Source organism: Pseudomonas sp. KCJK9111 (assembly GCF_046231935.1).
Classification (GTDB): Bacteria; Pseudomonadota; Gammaproteobacteria; order Pseudomonadales; family Pseudomonadaceae; genus Aquipseudomonas; species Aquipseudomonas parafulva_B.
On sequence record NZ_JBJJMO010000021.1, the window covers coordinates 37,829 to 57,415 of the forward strand.

Genomic DNA, 19,587 nt, shown 5'->3' on the forward strand with positions numbered 1-19,587 from the left:
ACGATGGGGGTTTCGCTGGCCAGGGGAGCGGCTCTTTGGGCGGTGGATACGTTCACGTCGAATGCTCCCTATCAGTACTTGGGCTTGCCGAATACTCGGCTCAGGATGTTGATGACCAGCACGATCATTACCAGAACCAGCGATGCCGCCCAGGCGAGCTCCAACTGGTTGTCGAACGGCATGCCGGAGAAGTTGTAGATCAGCACCGCCAGCGAAGCGGTCGGGTTCATCACCGCCAGGCTGCCATCGTGGTAGATCCAGTAGTTGCTGAACAACGCGGTGAACAGCAGCGGCGCGGTTTCGCCGGCCGCCCGGGCCACGGCCAGCATGACGCCGGTCAGGATGGCTGGCAGGCCGGTGGGCAGCACGATCTTCCAGATCACCTGGGCCCGGGTACAGCCCATGCCGTAGGCGGCGTCCTTCATGATCTTGGGCACCATCTTCATGGCTTCCTCGGCGGTCAGGACCACGATTGGCAGCATGAGGACGGCCAACGCCACGCCGCCTGCCGGCGCCGAGTAGGTCCCGGTGGTCATCACCACCAGGGCATAGGCGAACACGCCGGCCAGGATGGACGGCAAGCCGGTCAGCATCCTGGCAGCGAAACGTGCGGCGTTGGCCAGCTTGCTGTCAGGCCCAAGCTCGGCCAGGAACACGGCGGCCAGGATGCCCACCGGCACAGCGATGGCCGCTGCAATGCCGACCATGACCAGGGTACCGGCCATGGCATTGCCGAAGCCGCCCCCCATTTCGAAGCCGGTTGGCGGCAGCTCGGTGAACACTTCCAGGTTCAGCCGTGCGCCACCACGGGTGATGAGCATGTACAACACCGAAATCAGGGGCACGCTGGCCACCAGCGCGGCGAGCCAGGCCAATGTGGTCAGCAGTACGCTGCGCAGCGCCCGTCCTTCGAGCTTGCGCTGCAGGCTTGGCAGCGCGGCTACGGGCGTGGAGAGATCGGTCATCAGCGGTTACCTCGTTGCGCGTAGAGCATGATCATCGAGCCCAATACGTTCACCAGCAGGGTGATGAACATCAGCACCAGGGCGGCGTACATCAGCACTTCCACCTCATTCGGCCCGGCTTCGGGGAAGTTCAATGCCAGCAGCGCTGCCAGGGTATTGGCCGGCGCGAACAGTGACAGGGAGATGGTGTTGGCGTTGCCCACCAGCATCGCCAGGGCCATGGTCTCCCCTAGGGCGCGGCCCAGGCCCAGCACCAGCGAGCCAAAGATGCCGGTCGCGGCCGAGGGCACCATGACCTTGAGAATCGCCTCCCAGTGCGTCGTGCCCATGCCGTAGGCGGCTTGCTTGGTTTTCATCGGCACACTGGTCAGCGCGTCCTGGGAGACGGCGGCGATGGTCGGCAGAATCATGATCGCCAGCACTAAGGCTGCCGGCAGCAACCCCGGCCCGCTCAGGGACGTGCCAAAGAACGGGATCCAGCCCAGCTCGCTGTTGAGCCATGTGGTCAGTGGCCGTATGGCTGGAATCACCACATAGATGCCCCACAGCCCGTACACCACGCTCGGGATAGCGGCCAGCAGCTCGACAATGGTGCGAAAGACTGCCGCGAGCCTGGCCGGCAGGAAATCCTGGGTCAGAAAGATGGCCATGCTGACGCCGAAGAAACCGGCGATCAGCAAGGCGATGAATGCGCTGTACAGCGTCCCCCAGATGGCCGGAAGAATGCCGTACTTGCCTTGGTTGACGTCCCAGACGCTGCCCAACAACACATCGAAGCCATGCTTCTCGATGCCCGGCAAGGCCTTGCGCCCCACTTCGTAAACCAGTGCAAAGACCAGTGCCAGTACCAGCACAACCCCAATGCGGGCCAGCGCACGGAAGGTGCGGTCCACCAGCACGTCCTTGGCAGACGGCGGCCGGCAGGCGGAGTCGGGGTTATCCGGTAGGTCGAAAGGTGTGTTCATTGGCAGGTTCCGGGACAGGGTGCTGACACCCCCGGCGTGTCAGGCGCACGCCGGGGACGCCGGTATCACTTGATGTTGGCGGAGGCTTTGCGCACTTGCTCGACCACCGAGGGCGGCAGCGGGATGTAGCCCATCGAGTCGGCGATCTTCTGCCCTTCGGTGAGGCTGTACTCGACCATCTCGCGCATGGCCTTGGCCTTGGCGGGGTTGCCATTGTCCTTGCGGAAGATCATCCAGGTGTAGGAAGTGATGGGGTAGGACTTGGCGCCGTCCGGATCAGGCAGCCAGGCCACCAGGTTTTCCGGCATGTTCACGGCGGCCAGAGCCTCGGCGCCGCTTTCGGCATTGGGCACCACGTACTGCCCAGCCTTGTTCTGCAATTGGGCGAAGTCCACCTTGGCCAGCTTGGCAAAACCGTACTCGATGTAGCCGATGGCGCCTGGGGTCTGGCGTACGGTGGCGGTCACGCCATCGTTTTTCGGTGACTTGATGAACTTGTCAGTAGCCGGCCAGTTGACGGTGTTGCCCTCACCCAGCTTTTGCTTGAAGTCGGCATTGATGGCCGACAGATGCTTGGTGAACACCGCTGTCGTGCCGCTGGAGTCGGCACGCACCACGACGGTGATGGGGGTGTCGGGCAGCTTGAGCTCGGGGTTGGCGGCTACGATCTGCGGGTCGTTCCAGCGCGTGATGTTGCCAAGGAAGATGTTGGAGTACACCTCGCGCGGCAGCTTGAGCCCTTTGGGGTTGCCTGGCAGGTTGTAGGCCAGCACGATCTCGCCGGCGGTCATGGGCAGCAGTTGCACGCCCTCGCTCACCTTGGCCATGTCGGCCTCGCTCATGGCCGAGTCGCTGGCAGCAAAGTCAACGGTCCTGTTCAGGAAGTCCTGCACCCCGGCGCCGCTGCCCTTGGACTGGTAGTCGACGGTCACACCCTCGGATTTCTTGCTGAAGTCCTTGAACCAGGTCAGGTAGATAGGTGCGGGGAAGCTGGCCCCGGAACCGGTCAGGCGAATGTTTTCTGCGGCGATCGAAGCCGATGTGGCGCAAAGGGAGACCGCGACGGCGAGTGCAGCAGACTTCATCAGGCGTATCATTGAAAGCGCTCCGTGTGATGGCCGGCACACTTTGCATCAGCTGTGTTACAGCTTTGTGACCGCCGCATGGCACCGAGCCCTTACCCACGCCAGGCCATGTCCTACGCCCTGTTGAACCGTAGCATCGGCAAGCCTGACGCTCACCTCCATGGAACGCTAACCGTTTGCCGCACTCACACCCTTTATCAGGGCAGCAGCCCGCACATCCCGAGCTGGAGGACAGACCTGCATGAAGAAGATCCTGATGGTGTTGACGTCCCACGATCAACTGGGTGACACCGGCAAGAAAACCGGCTTCTGGCTGGAAGAGTTCGCGGCACCTTATTACGCATTCGTGGATGCCGGAGCCGACGTCACGCTCGCCTCGCCAAAAGGCGGACAGCCGCCGCTGGACCCGAAAAGTGACGAAGACGATGCCCAGACCGAGGCCACCCGACGCTTCGCCAAAGACACCGAGGGCCAGGCTGCCCTGGCCGATACCGTACCCCTTGGCGAAATCGACCCCTATGATTTCGACGCCGTGTTCTACCCAGGCGGCCACGGCCCCCTGTGGGATCTGGCCGAAAGCCAGGACTCGGTCGTTCTGCTGCAAGCCTTTTATGCCTCCAACAAGCCCATCGCAGCGGTATGCCACGCCCCAGGTGTTCTGAAGAATGTCAAAGCGCCTGACGGTCACCCTGTCGTCAAGGGCAAAAAAGTGACGGGCTTTACCAACAGTGAAGAGCAAGCCGTGGGCCTGACCAACGTCGTTCCGTTTCTGGTGGAGGACATGCTGCGTGGCCATGGGGCGAACTACGCCAAGGCCGAAGACTGGGCAAGCCATGTGGTCGAGGATGGGCATTTGATCACAGGGCAGAACCCGGCATCATCAGAGGCAACTGCCAAGGCATTGCTGAAACGGTTAGCCCAGGAACCCGGCGCCTGACCCTTGATTTCTGCGCTGGTTAAAAGGCAACTGCTCAGAGACGGAATTTTTTGCTACAGCCCGAGGTCATACCGGTAGCGCACAGCTATCGCTTGCACCTCTGGCTGCAAGCCTACATCGGATGTTCCCTTTATTCAGCGTGCGCAGAGCCAGAGTATTGCCATGAAAACGTGCGAATTCCCCAGCTGTCCGACCGTTCTGCTGGTTGAGGACGAACCTATCATCCGTGAGCTGATCGCCATTGCCCTTGAGGATCTGGGCGCAGCGGTAACCAGCGTGGAAACAGCACAAGAAGGCCTGGAAATTACCTCGCGCTCGGCATTTTCGATGCTCCTGACCGACGTCCGCACCCCTGGGGCGGTGAACGGCCTGGAGCTGGCTTATCAAGTGGGCCAGAGGCAGCCTGACACTCGCATCGTGGTCATGAGTGGTTATCACGACCCGTCAAGCCATGCCCTCCCCTCTGGCGCCGTGTTCCTGCCCAAGCCCTGGACGCTGGATCATTTCATTGGCGTGATCAGTGATCAGCTGGCACGGTCAGCATCGCTGCGGGCGCAGCCTGCGGCTTGATCACAGCCCAGGCACATCGCAGTGGCTAAGGGTCGCCGACTCTGTGAATCCAACGAGCGTCGTCAGTCATCGGGCGCTTGATAGTCGGCGCCCTTCAATGCCCGCTGGAACGACCGATCAGCTAATAGTCGAAGGTCCCGCCATTGCTGCCAGTCAATCATTCCAAGGCGATCCATCTCGTCAGCTTGGCGCAGCAGCTCTTTATGGTAGGCACTGGGGCACGCGTTACGTAACGCGTGATCATCGAATGTCGAGAACCAACGGTTGATTGCCTCCAAGTGCATCAGGTCATTGGTAGGCTGCTCAATGAATGCCGTCATGCCAGTCTCCCTGTGCTCGCTTTTTCAATCGAGCCCAGGGAGCAACCGATGGTTCACTTCCATTGGTGTTCAGCTGCGCCAGCCTCACACAATGCCCGTATGACCATCGAGTACCTGCCGCACACGACGTGCCAGATCATGGGGCTGGCAGGGCTTGGAAATCACATCGAATTCAGAGCCGCCGATGTCGGTGCGTTCAATCGAGTTTTCCGCGTAGCCAGTGGTGAGCAGCACCTTGATCTGCGGCTGCAGGCGACGCACCTCGCGCGCTAGCATCACACCATTCATGCCACCGGGCATGATCAGGTCGGTGAACAACAAGTCATAGCGCTCACCTGCTTCGATGAGTTTTAGCGCTTCGCGTGCGTTGAGCACCATGTCGGCGTCGTAGCCATAGTTTTCCAGCACCATCTTGGCCAGCTCCGCGACGTCCGGGCGGTCTTCTACGATGAGAATCCTCTCGGTGCCGGAACTGCGTTCAACCAGCTTCACGGGCTTTTCCTGAATCGGGCTGGCTTCGTCCACCGGGAAATACAAGCGCAGCGTGGTGCCTTCGCCCTCTTCGGTGTAGATCCGGGCAGCACCACCGGACTGACGCGCGAACCCGTACACCATGGACAGCCCAAGCCCTGAACCCTTGCCCTCCTCCTTGGTGGTGAAGAAAGGGTCCATGACACGGTCTCGAATGCTGGCAGGCATGCCGATGCCATTGTCGGTAATGGAGATGCTCACGTAACTGCCTGGCAACAGGCCATCGAAGGACAGATTGATGTCGCTTACATGCACGTTCCGCGTTTCGATGAATACATGGGGTCGTTTGCGGCCGATCAGGGCGTCCCGGGCGTTCATGAAGATGTTCAACAGCGCCACTTCGGCCTGGGTCGGGTCGATGCGACAGTTGCGCAAGTGCTCTTCCAAGTCGTATTCGACCGTCACCTCGGCACCGAAGGTGCGCTCGATGATAGGGATCACGTCATCGAGCAAGTGATTGAGGTTAAGCACCCGGCCGTGCAATTTCTGCTTACGAGCAAAGGCCAGCAACTGCTTGGTGAGGGTGCTGGCACGATCGACGGCCGTTTGCGCGTGCCCGACGCTTCGGCGAATGCGGCTCAGGTCCGGCTGCGCCTTGTCGGTCTCGCTGGCCACCAGGCCCATGTAACCGCCCATCACTTGCAGCAGGTTGTTGAAGTCGTGGGCAATGCCGCCCGTCAACTGACCCAGGGCTTCCATCTTCTGCGCCTGACGCAGTGCATCCTCGGCATCGCGACGACGGCTAACGTCCAGCTGCGAGGCGAAGAAGTAGATCAGGTCGCCACGCTCGTTGAAAATCGGCGAGATGAACAGCGCATTCCAGAAACTGGAGCCGTCCTTGCGGTAATTGAGCACTTCGGTGGCGATGTCCACGCGCTTCTCGATCGCCTCACGGATGGCGTCGACCACTGTCCGCTCGGTTTCCGGGCCCTGCAGGAAGCGGCAATTTCGCCCCACGATTTCACCGGCGTCATAGCCGGTCATTTCCAGAAACGCGCGGTTGGCAAAGATGATAGGATTGTCGTCGCGCCCGGGATCGGTCACGATCATGGGCATACGCGTCGTTTGCACGGCAGCAAAAAACATGTCGTGCGGCAGGTTGGATATGTCTCCGGTCGCCTGATTGCTGACGCGGGCCTTCTTGTCCGTCACGTGACTCTCCTGGTTGGGCAATGGTGCAGCTGGTCACTTCTTGACAACGCCAAGCGGCAAATTGCTCCGCCAACTAGGGCTCGTTACGAAACTATTATTCGCTAGCCAATGTCGATTCGTCATCTTGGGCCTACGCTTGCTGGTAAGCGGTAGATTCAACTGCCGATGCTGGCCAAGCCATGCCCTACCCACCCTGCCACGGATGCCGCTCAGCCTCTTGGAAAGCCATGACCTTATCTACGCGTAACAACGTGCGCATCACGGGCGCAGGCCCTGTCACGTTGATCTTTTCCCACGGTTTTGGCTGCGATCAATCGATGTGGAAGTATCTGCTGCCGCATTTTCAAGCACGCTTTCGCACCGTGACCTACGATTTGGTCGGTGCCGGGCAATCGGATGTGACTGCCTATGATCGCGTCCGGTATGACTCCTTGGCAGGTTATGCGACGGATCTGAACGAGATAATCACCGAATATGGCCAAGGCACCGTGATTCTGGTCGGCCACTCGGTCAGCGCCATGATTGGCGCACTGGCGGACAGGCAGCAACCGGGTCGCATTGCGGCCCATGTGATGGTGGGTCCCTCCCCGTGCTACATCGATGACGGCGATTACATCGGCGGTTTCAAGCATCAGGATATCCACGAACTGCTTGAAACCCTGGACAGCAACTACCTGGGCTGGTCGAGCACCATGGCGCCGGTGATCATGGGGGCGCCTGGCCAGCCCATGCTGAGCGAGGAGCTGACCAACAGCTTCTGCCGCACCGATCCAGACATCGCGCGGCAGTTCGCACGTGTCACGTTCCTGTCTGACAACCGGCTGGATGTGCAAGGCTTGCCTACACCTGTACTGATTCTCCAATCCATCGACGATATTATCGCCCCGGTTTCCGTGGGCCAGTACCTCAATGCAGTGCTACCCAACAGCACGCTGTGCCTGATCGACAACATCGGCCATTGCCCGCACATGAGTGCCCCTACAGCCTGTTCCCAGGCCATGGATGCTTTCCTGCAACCCTGGGCACCGGGACCATGACTGGCACGGGTGAGATACCGGCAGTCGACTCGTTGTTCGAAGGGGCACCCTGCGGCCTGGTGGTCACCACTGAGACGGGGATGATCGTTAAGGCCAACCAGACCTTCTGCAAATGGTTGGGCTACGCGCCCGAGGACCTGACGCAGTGCAGGTTTCAGGAGCTGTTGACCATGGGCGGACGCATCTTCCATCAGACCCATTGGGCGCCACTGATGAAAATGCAGGGTTCGGTGGCCGAGGTGAAGCTCGAGGTTCGGCACCGCGCCGGTCACGTCATCACCATGTTGCTCAATGGCGTGCGCCGTCAATATGCCCACGGCGTGTTCCACGAACTGGCGCTGTTCGGCACCATCGAGCGTGATCGCTACGAGCGTGAATTGCTTACCGCCCGGCGCCGAGCAGAGCAATTGCTGGCGCAGACTATTGAGGCCGAAGCTGCATTGCAGCAGGCCAAGGCTGAACTGGCCGACGCCTACCAGAGCGCCCAACGACGTGCAGCCTTTGCCGAGCAGATGGTCGCCATCGCCAGCCATGACCTGAAAAACCCGCTAACCGCCATCAAGATGGCTACGCAGTTGCTCGAACGCGGTGAGCACAGGGACAAGGAAAGACGCCTGCTGGGCAGTATCAGCCATTCCTCGGAACGCGCCAGGCGCATGATCGCTGACCTGCTCGACTTTGCCTCGGTCAGAATTGGCCAAGGCATTACCATCCGCCGCCAACCGATAGACCTGTGCTCAACGGTCGATCAGAGCGTAAACGAATTGAGAGTCGCCTTCGCCCAGGCGCGCATTCGTCACCTTTGCAAAGGCAAAGGGCAACTTGCACTGGACCCGGATCGCGTGCAGCAGATGATTGGCAATCTGGTGGCCAACAGCGTGGCCTATGGTGACCTCGCTCACCCCGTTACCATTACCACTGACCTTCATGAGCATGGCGCCGTGGTCAGCGTACACAACCATGGCCCTTGCATTCCCGACACCTTGCTTACGTCCCTGTTTGCGCCGATGACCCGGGGCACGGACCGTGCCGACTCGGTACGCTCTGTCGGGTTGGGGTTGTTTATCGTGAGCGAGATCACCCTGGCCCATGGTGGCGATATCACCGTCGATTCGGACGCCGCACTCGGTACCACCTTCACGATACGCCTGCCGTTACTGGCAGCTTGAACAAGGACGCTCCGGCATCCACCGGTCGAGCTTTCGACCTGAACTTTTGCTTACCTTGTGGTTTCACCTGCATAGCACAACCGCCTTCGCAGGAGTTGAACCATGAGAGCATTGACGTACCACGGTGCACAGGATGTAAGGGTCGACACGGTTCCGGACCCCATCCTGCAAGAGGCTGACGACATCATTCTGAGAGTCACGGCTACCGCGATCTGCGGGTCTGACCTGCATCTGTATCACGGCAAAATCCCACAAACCGAACACGGCGACATTTTTGGCCACGAGTTCATGGGGGTCGTCGAGGACGTCGGCCGCGCGGTGACCAATGTACAAGTTGGCGACCGCGTGGTGATTCCGTTCGTGATCGCCTGCGGCGGCTGCTTCTTCTGCCAGCACGACTTGTTTGCCGCCTGCGAGACGACCAATACCGGCCGCGGCGCCATCATCAACAAGAAAGTCATTCCACCCGGTGCAGCGTTGTTCGGCTACAGCCATTTGTATGGTGGCATCCCGGGTGGCCAGGCGGACTATGTACGGGTACCCAAGGCCAATGTGGGCCCCTTCAAGGTGCCGACCTCGCTGTCCGACGACAAGGTGCTGTTCTTGTCGGATATTCTGCCCACCGCCTGGCAGGCGGTGACCAACGCGCAAGTGGGCCAGGGATCGACAGTAGCTATCTACGGTGCGGGCCCCGTCGGCCTGTTGAGCGCGGCCTGCGCCCGCATGCTGGGCGCTCAAAAAATTTTCCTGGTCGATGACAACGACTACCGCCTGACGTTTGCCCGTGACGCCTATGGGGTAGTGCCAATCAATTTCGAGCAGGACGATGACCCTGCCGACAGCATCATTCGGCTGACCCCAGGCATGCGCGGCGTCGATGCCGTCATTGATGCAGTGGGCTTCGAGGCCAAGGGCAGCACCACCGAAACCGTCATGACAGCCCTCAAGATCGAAGGCAGCAGTGGCAAGGCGTTGCGTCAATGCATTGCTGCCGTGCGGCGCGGCGGCGTTGTCAGCGTCCCTGGTGTGTATGCCGGGTTCATTCATGGTTTTCTCTTCGGCGACGCCTTCGACAAGGGCCTGACCTTCAAGATGGGCCAGACCCATGTGCAGAAGTTCTTGCCAGAACTGCTCGAGCACATCGAGGCCGGTCGGCTGCAACCTGAATTGATCGTGACGCATCGGTTGGCGCTCGAGGAAGCGGCGATGGGCTACAAGATGTTCGATCAGAAAAAGGATGATTGCCGCAAGGTGATTATGGTTCCCGGTGCGGCAGCGGGAACATTGGCGCCTGAAGTAGCGATCTGAGCGGTACCGAGCCTTGTCAGGGCCTGGCCCACTGCCAGTGGGCCAGGCCAGATTTCAAGGGTGCATCAGGGTGATCAGGGCCTTGACCAGCGTCTGTTGATCGAATGGCTTGCTCAGCACCATGCCGCCGTGGGCAGGCCAGCTCTGCTGCCCAGGCGCGGGCGGTGCGTATCCCGTGATGAACAACACCGGTAGCCGCGGCCGTGTTCCCCTGGCAACGTCCACCATCTTCCTGCCGTCCAGCCCGCCAGGCAGCCCGACATCGGTGATCAACAGGTCGATTCGAGTGTCCGAGCGCAGCAATTGCAAGCCCGCCAGGCTGTCGGCTGCTTCGATGACGACATAGCCCATACCACTGAGCGTTTCACTGACATACAGGCGCACCGACGCTTCATCGTCCACCACCAATACCGTTTCACCCGGCCGCGCCTGGTGACTCACTACGGGGGTAACGCTGTCGCTGACCACTCGGGCAGGCCCACCGTGACTTGGTAATTGCACAAACACCCGAGTTCCTTGCCCTGGTGCCGAATCGATATGCACATGCCCGCCGGTCTGGCGGGCGAAGCCGTACACCATCGAGAGGCCCAAGCCTGTCCCCGCACCCAGCGGCTTGGTGGTGAAGAATGGCTCGAACGCCCTGGAGAGGGTCGCGGCGTCCATACCAATGCCCTCATCCGTGACGCATATGCTCAGGTAATCGCCCGAAGCGATCTCCGGGTCCGCATCACCGTCGATGCGTTGGTCTGCGGTCTGAATGCAAATCCGGCCATTCCCCTCCATGGCATCGCGCGCATTGATGCATAGGTTCAGCAATGCGTTCTCAAGCTGTGCTGGATCGACCAGACAAGTGTGCAATGAAGCGGACAACTGAACCTCAAGCTTCACACAGGGGCCTACCGTGCGGCGCACGAGCTCAGCCATGCCATCGATCAGCGCATGCACATCGGTCTGCACAGGCACTAGGGTTTGGCGCCTGGCGAACGCCAGAAGTCGATGGGTCAACGCGGCGGCCTTGCGTGTAGCACCGTAGGCCACGGTCATGTAGCGTTCCACGTCCTCAAGACGGCCCTGGGCCAGGCGAGACCTGATCAGGTCCAGACTGCCGGAAATGCCCGCCAACAAATTGTTGAAGTCATGGGCAATGCCCCCAGTCAATTGCCCGACGGCTTCCATTTTCTGGGCCTGATGCAAAGCGGCTTCGGCCTCCTCTCGCTCGGCCACTGCCTGGGCAATACGCGCCTCGAGCGTTCGGTTGAGCTCGAGGAGTTGCTCCTCTACCTGCCGGCGAGCGGTGACGTCGATGGAAGATCCAACCAGGCCGATCACCTCCCCCTCGTCGCTGAACAGGGGCGCCTTGACCGATAGCCAATACGTGGCCGAGCCGTCTGGCATGTCCACCCGCTCTTCGACCTGGACGGCCGTCCCGCCGGCCATCACACGCTGATCGGTTTCCATCACCTGCCTGGCCTGATCCTTATCCTCAAGAAACTCAAGGTCGGTCTTGCCCAGGTAAAACTCAGGCGGCTTGCCGATCAGCTGCGTGGCGCCATGGTTGGCCACCAGCATGCGCCCGTTCAGGTCCTTGGCATACACCACGCCGGGGACCGCGGCGGTGAAGGTACGCAGCAACGCGGACATACGGTCGCGTTCGGCCTGGGCCTTGCGACGCGACTCGATGTTCATCAGCACGCCCGGAAAGCGCACCGCAACGCCCTGCTCATCGACTTCGACCCGACCGTTGGCTTCAACCCAGCGATAGCAGCCGTCGTCCTGGCGGACCCGGTATTCACACCTAAACGGGCCGCCCAGGGCCATGGCCGCCTGTATGGCTTGCGCGACGCGTTCACGGTCATCGGGATAGATGGAGGCAAATGCTTCCGCCAGAGGCATTCCCGTCAGGCATCTGGCCAGCGGCAAGCCAAACGAATGCGAGAATCGCTCATCGGCCGTTACCCTGTCATTGGGTATATCCCACACCCATGTGCCGATAATCGCACCCGCATCCAGCGCAAGCTGCAACCGTTCTGCGGTTAGCGCGGCATCATCCTGGCCACTGGCAGCGACACCAGCGGTACGTTGATTCATCGATCGACCTCGAACTTCCTGAAAACAAGCATCGGCTACAGGCACGCTACTTTGCGCAAAAGGCGCCTATGATGAGCCTCATGCCCAAGAGTTTAAAGGTCTGGTCTTCACGCCAATTGAATAAAGATGGCGTATGACCCGAGCAATACCCAGCATACGAGGAAAATCCAGGGTGTACGCAGCGAGAACAGCAAGGACTTGCGATGGCCGGCCTGGGAAGTTTCGGTCTCGCTAAATAATGGCGATTCGTCATAAGCCAGACCCATCATGGGTTCGCTTCGCAGCAGGTGACTTTGCTTGAGCTGCCAATGCTCGATGATCTTGTAGGCAGCGTGAATACCTGGCCAGGCGTTCAGTGAACTGAGCACGCCAAGCAGCGCCAAAAAGGGCGGCACCACCAGCGTGAACATTTCGCCCCAGCTCTGATTGGTATTGCCCATGGCTGAGGCATACGCAATGACTAAAAAGGACTGGGCGGCCAGGTAAGCATCCGTACGGTTAGCAAGGATACTCGTCTCGTACTGGATTTCCTGTCGGTAGAAGTCCAACCGCTCCTTGGGCGAGCCGAACATGCGAGCATTATGCTCCTGAATTTCGTGCTCTGGGGTGGCTGGGGTGATAATACGTGGCACAGTACGACTCCTAAAAACTATCCATGGCCAGGGTGAGTGCCCACGCACATGTCAACAGCATTGGCTGCCGTAGACATGGCGCGATGTAGCAAAGCTGGCTGAACATTGGTTTACGGCTTGTGCGCAGGCACATCCCTGGCGGTCTTCTGCGCCGTAGTGTCCTGCTCGGTGCCCGTAGACCCGTCTGGGCGCTGAGCGTCGTTGTCTCGCTCTTTTTCGCCCATGGTGCGCGCTTGCTCCACGCGCTTGGCGTCCTGCTCATTCGATGTGCTCATGAAGACACCTCAGCCTTTGCTGTGTTCAGGGGAAGAGGGTCCAGTACCGCGCTTGATGCCACGCGGTCCCCAGATACCCCAGATCGCCAGACCCGCCACAGGCAGCGCCAGGAGCACCAGGGCCCAGGCGGCCTTTGTGGCATCGGTCTTGTCGCTACGAAACACACTGACAATGGCCCACAGGTCCACCAGTAGGATCAGGACCGCCACGGCGGTCCAGAAGTACGTCACAGGCTCGTTCATCACCGCTCTCCCTTTTGATCGGTTTCTCAACCTTCTTTAAAAAGGAAGCCTGGAAGTCCCGCTAAGTTCAGCTCGATTGCTGCACGATGGACGGGCGGACGCACTTGCAGTGAACCAACAGCGTAGCGCTCGCGTCCACTGCAAAATGCTGCGCGAGTTACAGGTATGGCCATCGACGCGATTGAGTCCGTCTTCGAGTACTTGAAAAAACATGACCTTGTTTTGACCACTGCCGAATCCTGCACCGCAGGCGCCATGGTAGCGGCCCTGGCCGCCCTGCCAGGCACCGCCGAGGTGCTTGAAAGCGGCTATGTCGTTTACTCCCCCAATGCCAAACAGCGCTTGCTGGGCGTTAGCCCCGTGACCATCGAGCGCTACGGCCTGACCAGCGAGGCGGTTGCCTGGGAAATGGCATTAGGCGCATTGAAAGACAGCGACGCGACCGTCGCCATTGCCACCACAGGGGTCGCAGGACCTGCCGCGCAAGGCAAAACCCCGCCCGGTACGCTGTGTTTTGCCTGGGCGTTCGCCGGAGAGCCGCTTGCCGTTTTCACCGCCACCCAACGCTTTTTTGGCGAGCGTGACGAGGTGATGCGCCAGGGGGCGGCCTATGGACTGTCGCAACTGGCGCATTATCACCAACGTTGGCTACGCGGCGAACGGGCCTGATCACACCTCGATGAACGAGTATCCGATGACTTCCAAGCATTACCCAGCACCCGAAGGCGCCTTTGCCCATCACCGCTTTGGGCGCGCCGGACGCTTCAAATGGCTTGCACTTTTACTGCCACTGGGCTTGGCGATCGCCATGGTGCCTGCCAGCCCTTGGTTGATTGATGCCAGGACAACCAGTGCTGATGGCAAGGTACAGGTGCACTACAAGCGACTGGGTCGCAGCGCAAGCCCTGTCGAGCTATCGATCAGCGTGAAGGGAGCGCCGAGCAGGCCGGTTTGGGTCCAACTCGGCGGGAGCATGCTTCAGGAAGCCAGCATCGAAACCGTGCAACCGCAGCCGCTGCGCACTCAAACCCAAGGTAAGGCGATGCTCATTGAAGTGGCGACCGACAAGGCAGGAATGGCCACTGTTCACCTGACCGTGCGCAATGACGCACCTGGGCAGGTTACAGGCCACGTGAGAGCCGGCGCCAACAGCGCCGTGCGACTGTCGACATTCTTGTACCCGTAGCCCTGTACGGTTGAGTACAGACGCTTGGACACGCCGGGGCATATGCCACCGGCGTGCAGCTCATCGAATTCAGGACTTGTCAGTGGCAACCGCAAATTTCTTCATGTCCACCGCAGGCGCGACGAACTCAGGGCCTTTGCCCGAGACTCGCCACCGCACGTTGGTCAACCCATAACGCTCGGCCATGGGACGGCTGACTTTCTTGATCTTGTGCTGACCGAACCGCGGGATGATGCCGACACCTGCATCGCAGCTAGCCCAGTGCCAGGCCTCGGCATTGTCCATGCGTTCCAGTCGAATGATGAAAGTCCTGAATTCTCCGTGTAGCTCGTACTCGATTACATACAGTTGTTGTCCTGCCATTGGACTCTCCTCCATCAAACTCAGCCTAATGGAGCCAAAGGCGTAACAAAAGATTCCATTTATTTTGACCCGACAGTCATCCTCATGCCGTTGCCCACGTGATGACGAACTGTTCTCGCTTCGCTTCAGTCACATCAGTACCAATGGTGCAGGAGCTGCAATGTGGAAGACGTATCTGAAAGCCCGCGGCAATGTGCCGAGCCCAAACGGGACACCGGTGGATGGCTGGCGCTGGAGCAGTATGCAGCCCTTGGCGATGGGCGCTCGGTAGCGCTGGTAGGCCTGGACGGCTCCATCGACTGGTGGTGCGTGCCGCACATGGATTCGCCCCCTCTGTTCGATCGACTGCTCTCGCCCAGGACCGGCGGTTTCTTCGCCATCACCCCGACCCAGCCCTATCAGGCAAAGCGTCGCTATCGCCCCGGCAGCAACGTGGTGGAGACCGAGTACATCACTGCAACCGGCCGGGCGCGGTTGACCGAATCGCTGAACAGTGGGCCTGCCGGGCGCCTACCTTGGGCGGAACTGGCCCGCCGTATCGAGGGCATCGAAGGGTCGATCACATTCGAAATCGCCATCGATTTCGGCACCCAGGCCGACACGGTGAGCCCGTACCTGACGCCCAACGACAACGGCTGCGTTTTTCACGCGGGCCATATTCTCGGGATGTTCCTGCATGACCAACAGCTCAGCGTGCGGCGCAAGGACGACATGGGCGTGCGCGCCACACTCGACACCTCGGCCGGGCAACGTACCGTCGCGGCCTTGATCGCGGGGCACGACGAGCCCTTGGTGGTGCCGCCACTCAGCTTGATCGATGACCGAATCGACGGCTCTGATCGTGAATGGCGGCAGTGGTCGCAAAGCCTCATCTATGAAGGCCCCTACCAGTCAGTGGTGGTACGCAACGCGCTGGCGCTCAAACTGCTGCTGTCATCGCCCAGCGGTTCGATCATGGCAGCTGCCACCACCTCCCTGCCAGAGCGCATCGGCGGCACCAAGAACTATGACTACCGCTTCGCATGGGTGCGCGATGCCGGGTATACCATTGAAGCCTTCCTCGGCATTGGCGCTCAGCCTGAAGCCAAGGCGGCATTTACCTGGTTGCTGCGCAGGCTGGCCGAGCATGGCGCGCAGGTCTTCTACACCCTGGACGGGGCCATGGGCGAATGCACACGCGCCATCGACCTGCCGGGCTACAAGCAATCCCCGCCCGTAGTGGGCAATGATGCCCGCGACCAGTTACAGCACGGCGTATTCGGCGACATATTCGAGACCGCCCGTTGCTTCATCGACACCGGCAACATCCTGGACGGCAGCAGTGCGATGCTGCTGTCACGCCTGGCAGATCAATGTGCCGACCAGTGGCGCCAGCCGGATGCCGGTATCTGGGAGCTGCCAGAAACGCGGCACTACACCTTGTCGAAGATCAGCTGCTGGCAGGCCCTGAGCCGGGCCATCGAACTGGCCGACGGCGGGCATCTGCCCACTACCTGCCGGCAGCGCTGGGCGCGCGAGCGTGACCGTGTTTTCGAGTGGATCGAAACCCACTGCTGGCATGAGGCCCGCCAGGCGTATGTGTTCTACCCAGGCAGCGACCGGCTGGACGCAGGCATCGCCCTGGCGGTGCGCTTCGGCTATCCGGCCCCCGAGCGGCTGCAGAGCACCCTGGACGCTGTGCAGCACAGCCTGTCGGCAGGACCCTTCCACTATCGCTACAGCGGTGCGGTCGAGGAGGAAGGTTGCTTCCTGGCGTGCACGTTCTGGCTGGTGGAAGCCTGGGTACTGCTCGGTCAGCACGACCGCGCGCAGCACGCCTATGAAGCTGCCCTGCAAGGCCTCGATCATGGCGAAGGTATCTATTCGGAGATGGTCGACCCTGACACCGCAGAGTACCTGGGCAACCTGCCGCAAGGCCTCACGCACCTGGCGGCGCTACGCGCAGCGTTGGCACTGGGTGGTCGCGCACCGTGTCGATGAGGGGACACGCCAGGCACGTCATCTGTGCAGCGGAACTGATGGCCTGGCGCTTGACTCAACCCATGGCAACTGTGATTACAACAACCTGCAGAGGTGATCCATGAACGCCATCGAATTGCTGACCCAGGACCATCAGTTGGTCAAGAAACTGCTTGAAGATCTGTCTTCGACAACAGAGCGCGCAGTGAAAAAGCGTGCCGACCTGCTGGAACGCATCAAGCAGGAAGTCACCATTCATACCGCCCTGGAAGAGGAAATCCTTTACCCAGCCATCAAAGAAGCTGGTGGTAAGGAAGAGGAAAAGATGTACTACGAGGCCAAGGAAGAGCACCGTACCGTCGATTCACTGGTGCTGCCTGACCTTGAAGGCACAGAGACCGGCACGGTCGAGTTCGCAGGGCGGGTCAAGGTGATGAAAGAGTTGTTGGAGCACCACATCGAGGAGGAAGAAAGCGAGCTGTTCCCCACGGCACGCAAGCTGCTGGGTAAGCAGCAACTCGAGGAGATGGGCCAGGCGATGATGGCGCAGAAGAAATTGCTCAAGGGCAAGTCGGAACAGCGTGCCGCGTGATCAAACCTGCGCGCCCTCAGGGGCGCGCAGCTCGCCCGTTATTCTGCCGGCGACTCGGCATCAACCATCGGCGGTACTGGGGCCAGGGCAAAAGCCCTGCGCTGCTCGGATCGACGCGCGAACGGCCGAGCGGGCAGTGGTTCGAGTCGTTGCGGTGTACCGGTTTCAAGCGCTCGCTTGATTGCCTCGACTACCCGTACATCACGCCACCCCTCTTCCCCATCGGGTTCGGGCGCGACGTTGTTGAGGATGCAATCGGAGAAATAGGCCGTTTCCCCAGCAAATTGGTCCACCACAGGGTTGACGTGCACTCGCGTCTCGCCATCGATGGTGGCCCTGTAGCTGATCGCTACCCCTTCCCCATAACCGAAGCACGGCGAAGCCTCGATCTCGCCCTTGGTGCCCAATAGCTGGAACCGCTCGGTAGACGGCAAGGTATAGCTGACGGTGAACTGCGCCAGCCGCTCGTCTTCGAAGCGCAGGCTCACGGTGACAGTATCCCAGGTATCCATGGTGCTGCCCGGCGAGCGAACCCCCATGGCCGAGACTTCAATGGGTTCGGCGTTGAACAACTGGCGGACCATGTTCAGGGGATAGGGGCCCATGTCCGGTACCGGCCCGGCCTCGAAACCATTCTGGGCCCGGTGGTTATTGGGTTTGACCCGCTGCGTGAAGATGGATGTGAACAACCTGGGATCACCGAAATCGCCCTTGTGCACGCGCTCGATCATGTCCAGCGTGCCCGGCTCGCAGTGCAGGCGGTAGGCAACCATCAGCTTGGCACCCGTGCGTTTCGAAACCTCGATCATGGCTTTGCAATCGGCTTCGCTGATGCCCATGGGCTTTTCGAGCAACACATGGATACCGGCTTCGAGGGCCGGCACTACGAACTCACGGTGACGGAAATTGGGCGTTGCAATGTACAGTGCGTCAACCTCCCGCGCAGCGAGCATCTGAGCATACTGGTCGTAGTGGTAGGTTCGCAGGGCATAACGCTCGCCCAACTGCCGGGCTTTTTCCTCATCTCCGGTGACCAGGACGGTAATTTCCGAATTGTCGGTTTGCCCGATACCGGGCATGAACGCACCCTGGGAAATCGAACCGCCGGCCACTACACCATAACGGACCTTGCGTGCTGTGCTGGGCATGACACCCCTCCTCTAGAACATGATTCAAAGCAATACCTCTGAAGTGGGCAAGCCGAGGCCGGGTGAGGTTCAAAAAAAACGTTGGCGCACGCGCTGTCATCGCAAGGCGTGTCTGGGAAAGAGGATCGATCTGAACCCGGCTTCGACTGGCCGGTCCCACGAACAAACCAGGACCGAGGACCGTTCGATGGAGGCTTGGATCGATTGGCTGGAATGGCCGGCCATGGTGTTGACGGTAGTGGCAGCATGGTGCATAGGCTCGCGGCGACCCGCCCGACGCAAGGTCGGCTTCTGCTGCTTCATTGCAAGCAACCTGTTATGGGCGGCCTGGGGTTGGCAAGCCGAGGCTTGGGCGCTAATCATTCTGCAGTTCACGCTGTGTGCCATGAACCTGCGGGGATGGAAGAAGAATACGATGATGGAGCCGGGTTGACGTGGGGCTGCTCAGGGTCTGCTCAATGCAACGCGTTGCCAAGGATGAGCGGGCTTGCCAGAGCGCCAGACCTGCCCGACAACTCAAGGTGCGAGGCTGCAATATCAGGGCGGAGCTCAAATCTTGGGGCCGCTTTGCGGCCCATCGCAGCAATAAGTCGCTGGCTTGAATTTCAGGAAAGCACAGCGCATGCAGCAAAACGACCCCATCGCTTAACGATTCAAGCGCTTCTCCACGTTTTCAGTCTGCTGCTCGATCGCCCGGGTCTGCTCCTCCATCTCCTTGATGGAAGTCGGGGTGATAGCCTTGTCGATGGCCTCGGTGGCCGGATCAGGGCGTTCCAACACAGGATCAGGTGACTGCTCGCCTTTTTGCGCTTCCTCTGAGGAAATCGGACGCGGAACTTTGTCGCCGGTGTGGGTGTGAGTGTCTTTCATGAGCATCTCCAACGTGAACAGGGTGTCTTTATGAGCAGAGCGCAACGCTGGGGAAAAGTTTGATCCGCTTCGCTCAGCACGGGTTTTCCCACTGACCAAACCGGCAAGAATACGATTCTTCGAATCGGCGGCGATAGGTAGTAAGAAAATCTGCGCAGCGTTTCGCGCCACATCGCTCTCAGAGAGGGAACG

Annotated in this window: 22 protein-coding genes; 10 read left to right on the forward strand and 12 right to left on the reverse strand. The window is 60.3% G+C overall.

What is annotated here, in order from left to right; translation table 11 throughout:
* Positions 1-71: 71 nt before the first annotated feature.
* The 3 genes from pstA to pstS all read right to left on the reverse strand — a co-directional run bounded on the left by pstA (position 72) and on the right by pstS (position 3,027).
* The gene (pstA, locus tag ACK59L_RS09985; protein ID WP_058605232.1) at positions 72-965 is read right to left on the reverse strand and encodes a phosphate ABC transporter permease PstA; all 894 of its coding nucleotides are present in this window, start codon (positions 963-965) and stop codon (positions 72-74) included.
* Positions 965-1,930: a phosphate ABC transporter permease subunit PstC gene (pstC, locus tag ACK59L_RS09990; protein WP_058605231.1), complete on the reverse strand. Its 966-nt coding sequence runs from the start codon at positions 1,928-1,930 to the stop codon at positions 965-967. Before pstC ends, pstA begins: the two co-directional genes overlap by 1 nt.
* Positions 1,931-1,995: 65 nt before the next feature.
* On the reverse strand, positions 1,996-3,027 hold the full coding sequence (gene pstS, locus ACK59L_RS09995; protein WP_409273324.1) for a phosphate ABC transporter substrate-binding protein PstS: 1,032 nt from the start codon (positions 3,025-3,027) through the stop codon (positions 1,996-1,998).
* A 229-nt stretch (positions 3,028-3,256) separates the two neighbouring features.
* Between pstS and ACK59L_RS10000 the strand changes: the two genes are divergently transcribed.
* Positions 3,257-3,952 (forward strand): type 1 glutamine amidotransferase domain-containing protein, encoded by a 696-nt coding sequence (locus ACK59L_RS10000; protein ID WP_409273326.1) that lies wholly within the window; start codon positions 3,257-3,259, stop codon positions 3,950-3,952.
* A gap of 162 nt (positions 3,953-4,114) precedes the next feature.
* Positions 4,115-4,522: a response regulator gene (locus tag ACK59L_RS10005; protein ID WP_196135003.1), complete on the forward strand. Its 408-nt coding sequence runs from the start codon at positions 4,115-4,117 to the stop codon at positions 4,520-4,522.
* 62 nt (positions 4,523-4,584) lie between these two features.
* Here ACK59L_RS10005 and ACK59L_RS10010 read toward each other — a convergent pair whose 3' ends face one another.
* Both ACK59L_RS10010 and ACK59L_RS10015 read right to left on the reverse strand, forming a co-directional pair.
* Positions 4,585-4,842, reverse strand: a complete 258-nt coding sequence (locus ACK59L_RS10010) for a hypothetical protein (RefSeq protein ID WP_409273328.1) — start codon at positions 4,840-4,842, stop codon at positions 4,585-4,587.
* Between the two features lie 84 nt (positions 4,843-4,926).
* Positions 4,927-6,525 (reverse strand): histidine kinase famiy protein, encoded by a 1,599-nt coding sequence (locus ACK59L_RS10015; RefSeq protein ID WP_409273330.1) that lies wholly within the window; start codon positions 6,523-6,525, stop codon positions 4,927-4,929.
* A 227-nt stretch (positions 6,526-6,752) separates the two neighbouring features.
* Here ACK59L_RS10015 and ACK59L_RS10020 point away from each other — a divergent pair, with 227 nt between their 5' ends.
* From ACK59L_RS10020 to ACK59L_RS10030, 3 genes are all read left to right on the forward strand, one after another.
* The gene (locus tag ACK59L_RS10020; RefSeq protein ID WP_409273332.1) at positions 6,753-7,562 is read left to right on the forward strand and encodes an alpha/beta fold hydrolase; all 810 of its coding nucleotides are present in this window, start codon (positions 6,753-6,755) and stop codon (positions 7,560-7,562) included.
* On the forward strand, positions 7,559-8,731 hold the full coding sequence (locus ACK59L_RS10025; protein WP_409273334.1) for an ATP-binding protein: 1,173 nt from the start codon (positions 7,559-7,561) through the stop codon (positions 8,729-8,731). The genes ACK59L_RS10020 and ACK59L_RS10025 overlap by 4 nt, the downstream gene beginning before the upstream one ends.
* Before the next feature lie 102 nt (positions 8,732-8,833).
* On the forward strand, positions 8,834-10,039 hold the full coding sequence (locus tag ACK59L_RS10030; RefSeq protein ID WP_409273336.1) for a zinc-dependent alcohol dehydrogenase: 1,206 nt from the start codon (positions 8,834-8,836) through the stop codon (positions 10,037-10,039).
* Positions 10,040-10,093: 54 nt separating this feature from the next.
* Here ACK59L_RS10030 and ACK59L_RS10035 read toward each other — a convergent pair whose 3' ends face one another.
* The 4 genes from ACK59L_RS10035 to ACK59L_RS10050 form a co-directional block, all read right to left on the reverse strand.
* Positions 10,094-12,127 (reverse strand): PAS domain-containing protein, encoded by a 2,034-nt coding sequence (locus tag ACK59L_RS10035; RefSeq protein ID WP_409273338.1) that lies wholly within the window; start codon positions 12,125-12,127, stop codon positions 10,094-10,096.
* Between the two features lie 107 nt (positions 12,128-12,234).
* On the reverse strand, positions 12,235-12,759 hold the full coding sequence (locus ACK59L_RS10040; protein ID WP_023536033.1) for a hypothetical protein: 525 nt from the start codon (positions 12,757-12,759) through the stop codon (positions 12,235-12,237).
* Positions 12,760-12,869: 110 nt separating this feature from the next.
* Complete coding sequence (locus ACK59L_RS10045; RefSeq protein WP_409273340.1) at positions 12,870-13,034, reverse strand: hypothetical protein; 165 nt, start codon at positions 13,032-13,034, stop codon at positions 12,870-12,872.
* 9 nt (positions 13,035-13,043) lie between these two features.
* The gene (locus ACK59L_RS10050) at positions 13,044-13,277 is read right to left on the reverse strand and encodes a PLDc N-terminal domain-containing protein (RefSeq protein WP_409273342.1); all 234 of its coding nucleotides are present in this window, start codon (positions 13,275-13,277) and stop codon (positions 13,044-13,046) included.
* Between the two features lie 165 nt (positions 13,278-13,442).
* On the opposite strand from ACK59L_RS10050, the gene ACK59L_RS10055 reads away from it, so the two are divergent.
* Both ACK59L_RS10055 and ACK59L_RS10060 read left to right on the forward strand, forming a co-directional pair.
* Positions 13,443-13,946 (forward strand): CinA family protein, encoded by a 504-nt coding sequence (locus ACK59L_RS10055; RefSeq protein ID WP_409273344.1) that lies wholly within the window; start codon positions 13,443-13,445, stop codon positions 13,944-13,946.
* A gap of 25 nt (positions 13,947-13,971) precedes the next feature.
* Positions 13,972-14,463, forward strand: coding sequence for a hypothetical protein (locus ACK59L_RS10060; RefSeq protein WP_409273346.1), 492 nt, complete (start codon positions 13,972-13,974; stop codon positions 14,461-14,463).
* A 69-nt stretch (positions 14,464-14,532) separates the two neighbouring features.
* Here the strand turns inward: ACK59L_RS10060 and ACK59L_RS10065 are convergent, their stop codons facing one another.
* Complete coding sequence (locus ACK59L_RS10065; RefSeq protein ID WP_144964160.1) at positions 14,533-14,826, reverse strand: DUF6555 family protein; 294 nt, start codon at positions 14,824-14,826, stop codon at positions 14,533-14,535.
* A gap of 225 nt (positions 14,827-15,051) precedes the next feature.
* On the opposite strand from ACK59L_RS10065, the gene ACK59L_RS10070 reads away from it, so the two are divergent.
* Positions 15,052-16,806, forward strand: coding sequence for a glycoside hydrolase family 15 protein (locus ACK59L_RS10070; protein ID WP_409273353.1), 1,755 nt, complete (start codon positions 15,052-15,054; stop codon positions 16,804-16,806).
* A 100-nt stretch (positions 16,807-16,906) separates the two neighbouring features.
* Positions 16,907-17,377 carry a hemerythrin domain-containing protein gene (locus tag ACK59L_RS10075; RefSeq protein WP_409273348.1) on the forward strand — a complete coding sequence of 157 codons (471 nt, stop codon included), beginning with the start codon at positions 16,907-16,909 and terminating at the stop codon, positions 17,375-17,377.
* 38 nt (positions 17,378-17,415) lie between these two features.
* Here the strand turns inward: ACK59L_RS10075 and ACK59L_RS10080 are convergent, their stop codons facing one another.
* Positions 17,416-18,525, reverse strand: coding sequence for a Gfo/Idh/MocA family protein (locus ACK59L_RS10080; protein WP_058605216.1), 1,110 nt, complete (start codon positions 18,523-18,525; stop codon positions 17,416-17,418).
* 187 nt (positions 18,526-18,712) lie between these two features.
* Between ACK59L_RS10080 and ACK59L_RS10085 the strand changes: the two genes are divergently transcribed.
* Entirely contained in the window at positions 18,713-18,958 is a 246-nt protein-coding gene (locus tag ACK59L_RS10085; RefSeq protein WP_409273355.1) for a hypothetical protein, read from the forward strand.
* A 212-nt stretch (positions 18,959-19,170) separates the two neighbouring features.
* On the opposite strand, the gene ACK59L_RS10090 is transcribed toward ACK59L_RS10085, so the two are convergent.
* On the reverse strand, positions 19,171-19,587 hold a 417-nt coding region (locus tag ACK59L_RS10090), incomplete at its 5' end, for a hypothetical protein (protein WP_409273351.1).

Coding starts and splice junctions, on each gene's coding strand:
- ACK59L_RS10045 (WP_409273340.1), bottom strand. CDS start 13,034: ATGAGCACATCGAATGAGCAGGACGCCAAGCGCGTGGAGCAAGCGCGC.
- ACK59L_RS10085 (WP_409273355.1), top strand. CDS start 18,713: ATGGAGGCTTGGATCGATTGGCTGGAATGGCCGGCCATGGTGTTGACG.
- ACK59L_RS10010 (WP_409273328.1), bottom strand. CDS start 4,842: ATGACGGCATTCATTGAGCAGCCTACCAATGACCTGATGCACTTGGAG.
- pstS (WP_409273324.1), bottom strand. CDS start 3,027: ATGATACGCCTGATGAAGTCTGCTGCACTCGCCGTCGCGGTCTCCCTT.
- ACK59L_RS10075 (WP_409273348.1), top strand. CDS start 16,907: ATGAACGCCATCGAATTGCTGACCCAGGACCATCAGTTGGTCAAGAAA.
- ACK59L_RS10055 (WP_409273344.1), top strand. CDS start 13,443: ATGGCCATCGACGCGATTGAGTCCGTCTTCGAGTACTTGAAAAAACAT.
- ACK59L_RS10030 (WP_409273336.1), top strand. CDS start 8,834: ATGAGAGCATTGACGTACCACGGTGCACAGGATGTAAGGGTCGACACG.
- pstA (WP_058605232.1), bottom strand. CDS start 965: ATGACCGATCTCTCCACGCCCGTAGCCGCGCTGCCAAGCCTGCAGCGC.
- ACK59L_RS10035 (WP_409273338.1), bottom strand. CDS start 12,127: ATGAATCAACGTACCGCTGGTGTCGCTGCCAGTGGCCAGGATGATGCC.
- ACK59L_RS10065 (WP_144964160.1), bottom strand. CDS start 14,826: ATGGCAGGACAACAACTGTATGTAATCGAGTACGAGCTACACGGAGAA.
- ACK59L_RS10005 (WP_196135003.1), top strand. CDS start 4,115: ATGAAAACGTGCGAATTCCCCAGCTGTCCGACCGTTCTGCTGGTTGAG.
- ACK59L_RS10000 (WP_409273326.1), top strand. CDS start 3,257: ATGAAGAAGATCCTGATGGTGTTGACGTCCCACGATCAACTGGGTGAC.
- ACK59L_RS10060 (WP_409273346.1), top strand. CDS start 13,972: ATGACTTCCAAGCATTACCCAGCACCCGAAGGCGCCTTTGCCCATCAC.
- ACK59L_RS10050 (WP_409273342.1), bottom strand. CDS start 13,277: ATGAACGAGCCTGTGACGTACTTCTGGACCGCCGTGGCGGTCCTGATC.
- ACK59L_RS10080 (WP_058605216.1), bottom strand. CDS start 18,525: ATGCCCAGCACAGCACGCAAGGTCCGTTATGGTGTAGTGGCCGGCGGT.
- ACK59L_RS10025 (WP_409273334.1), top strand. CDS start 7,559: ATGACTGGCACGGGTGAGATACCGGCAGTCGACTCGTTGTTCGAAGGG.
- pstC (WP_058605231.1), bottom strand. CDS start 1,930: ATGAACACACCTTTCGACCTACCGGATAACCCCGACTCCGCCTGCCGG.
- ACK59L_RS10020 (WP_409273332.1), top strand. CDS start 6,753: ATGACCTTATCTACGCGTAACAACGTGCGCATCACGGGCGCAGGCCCT.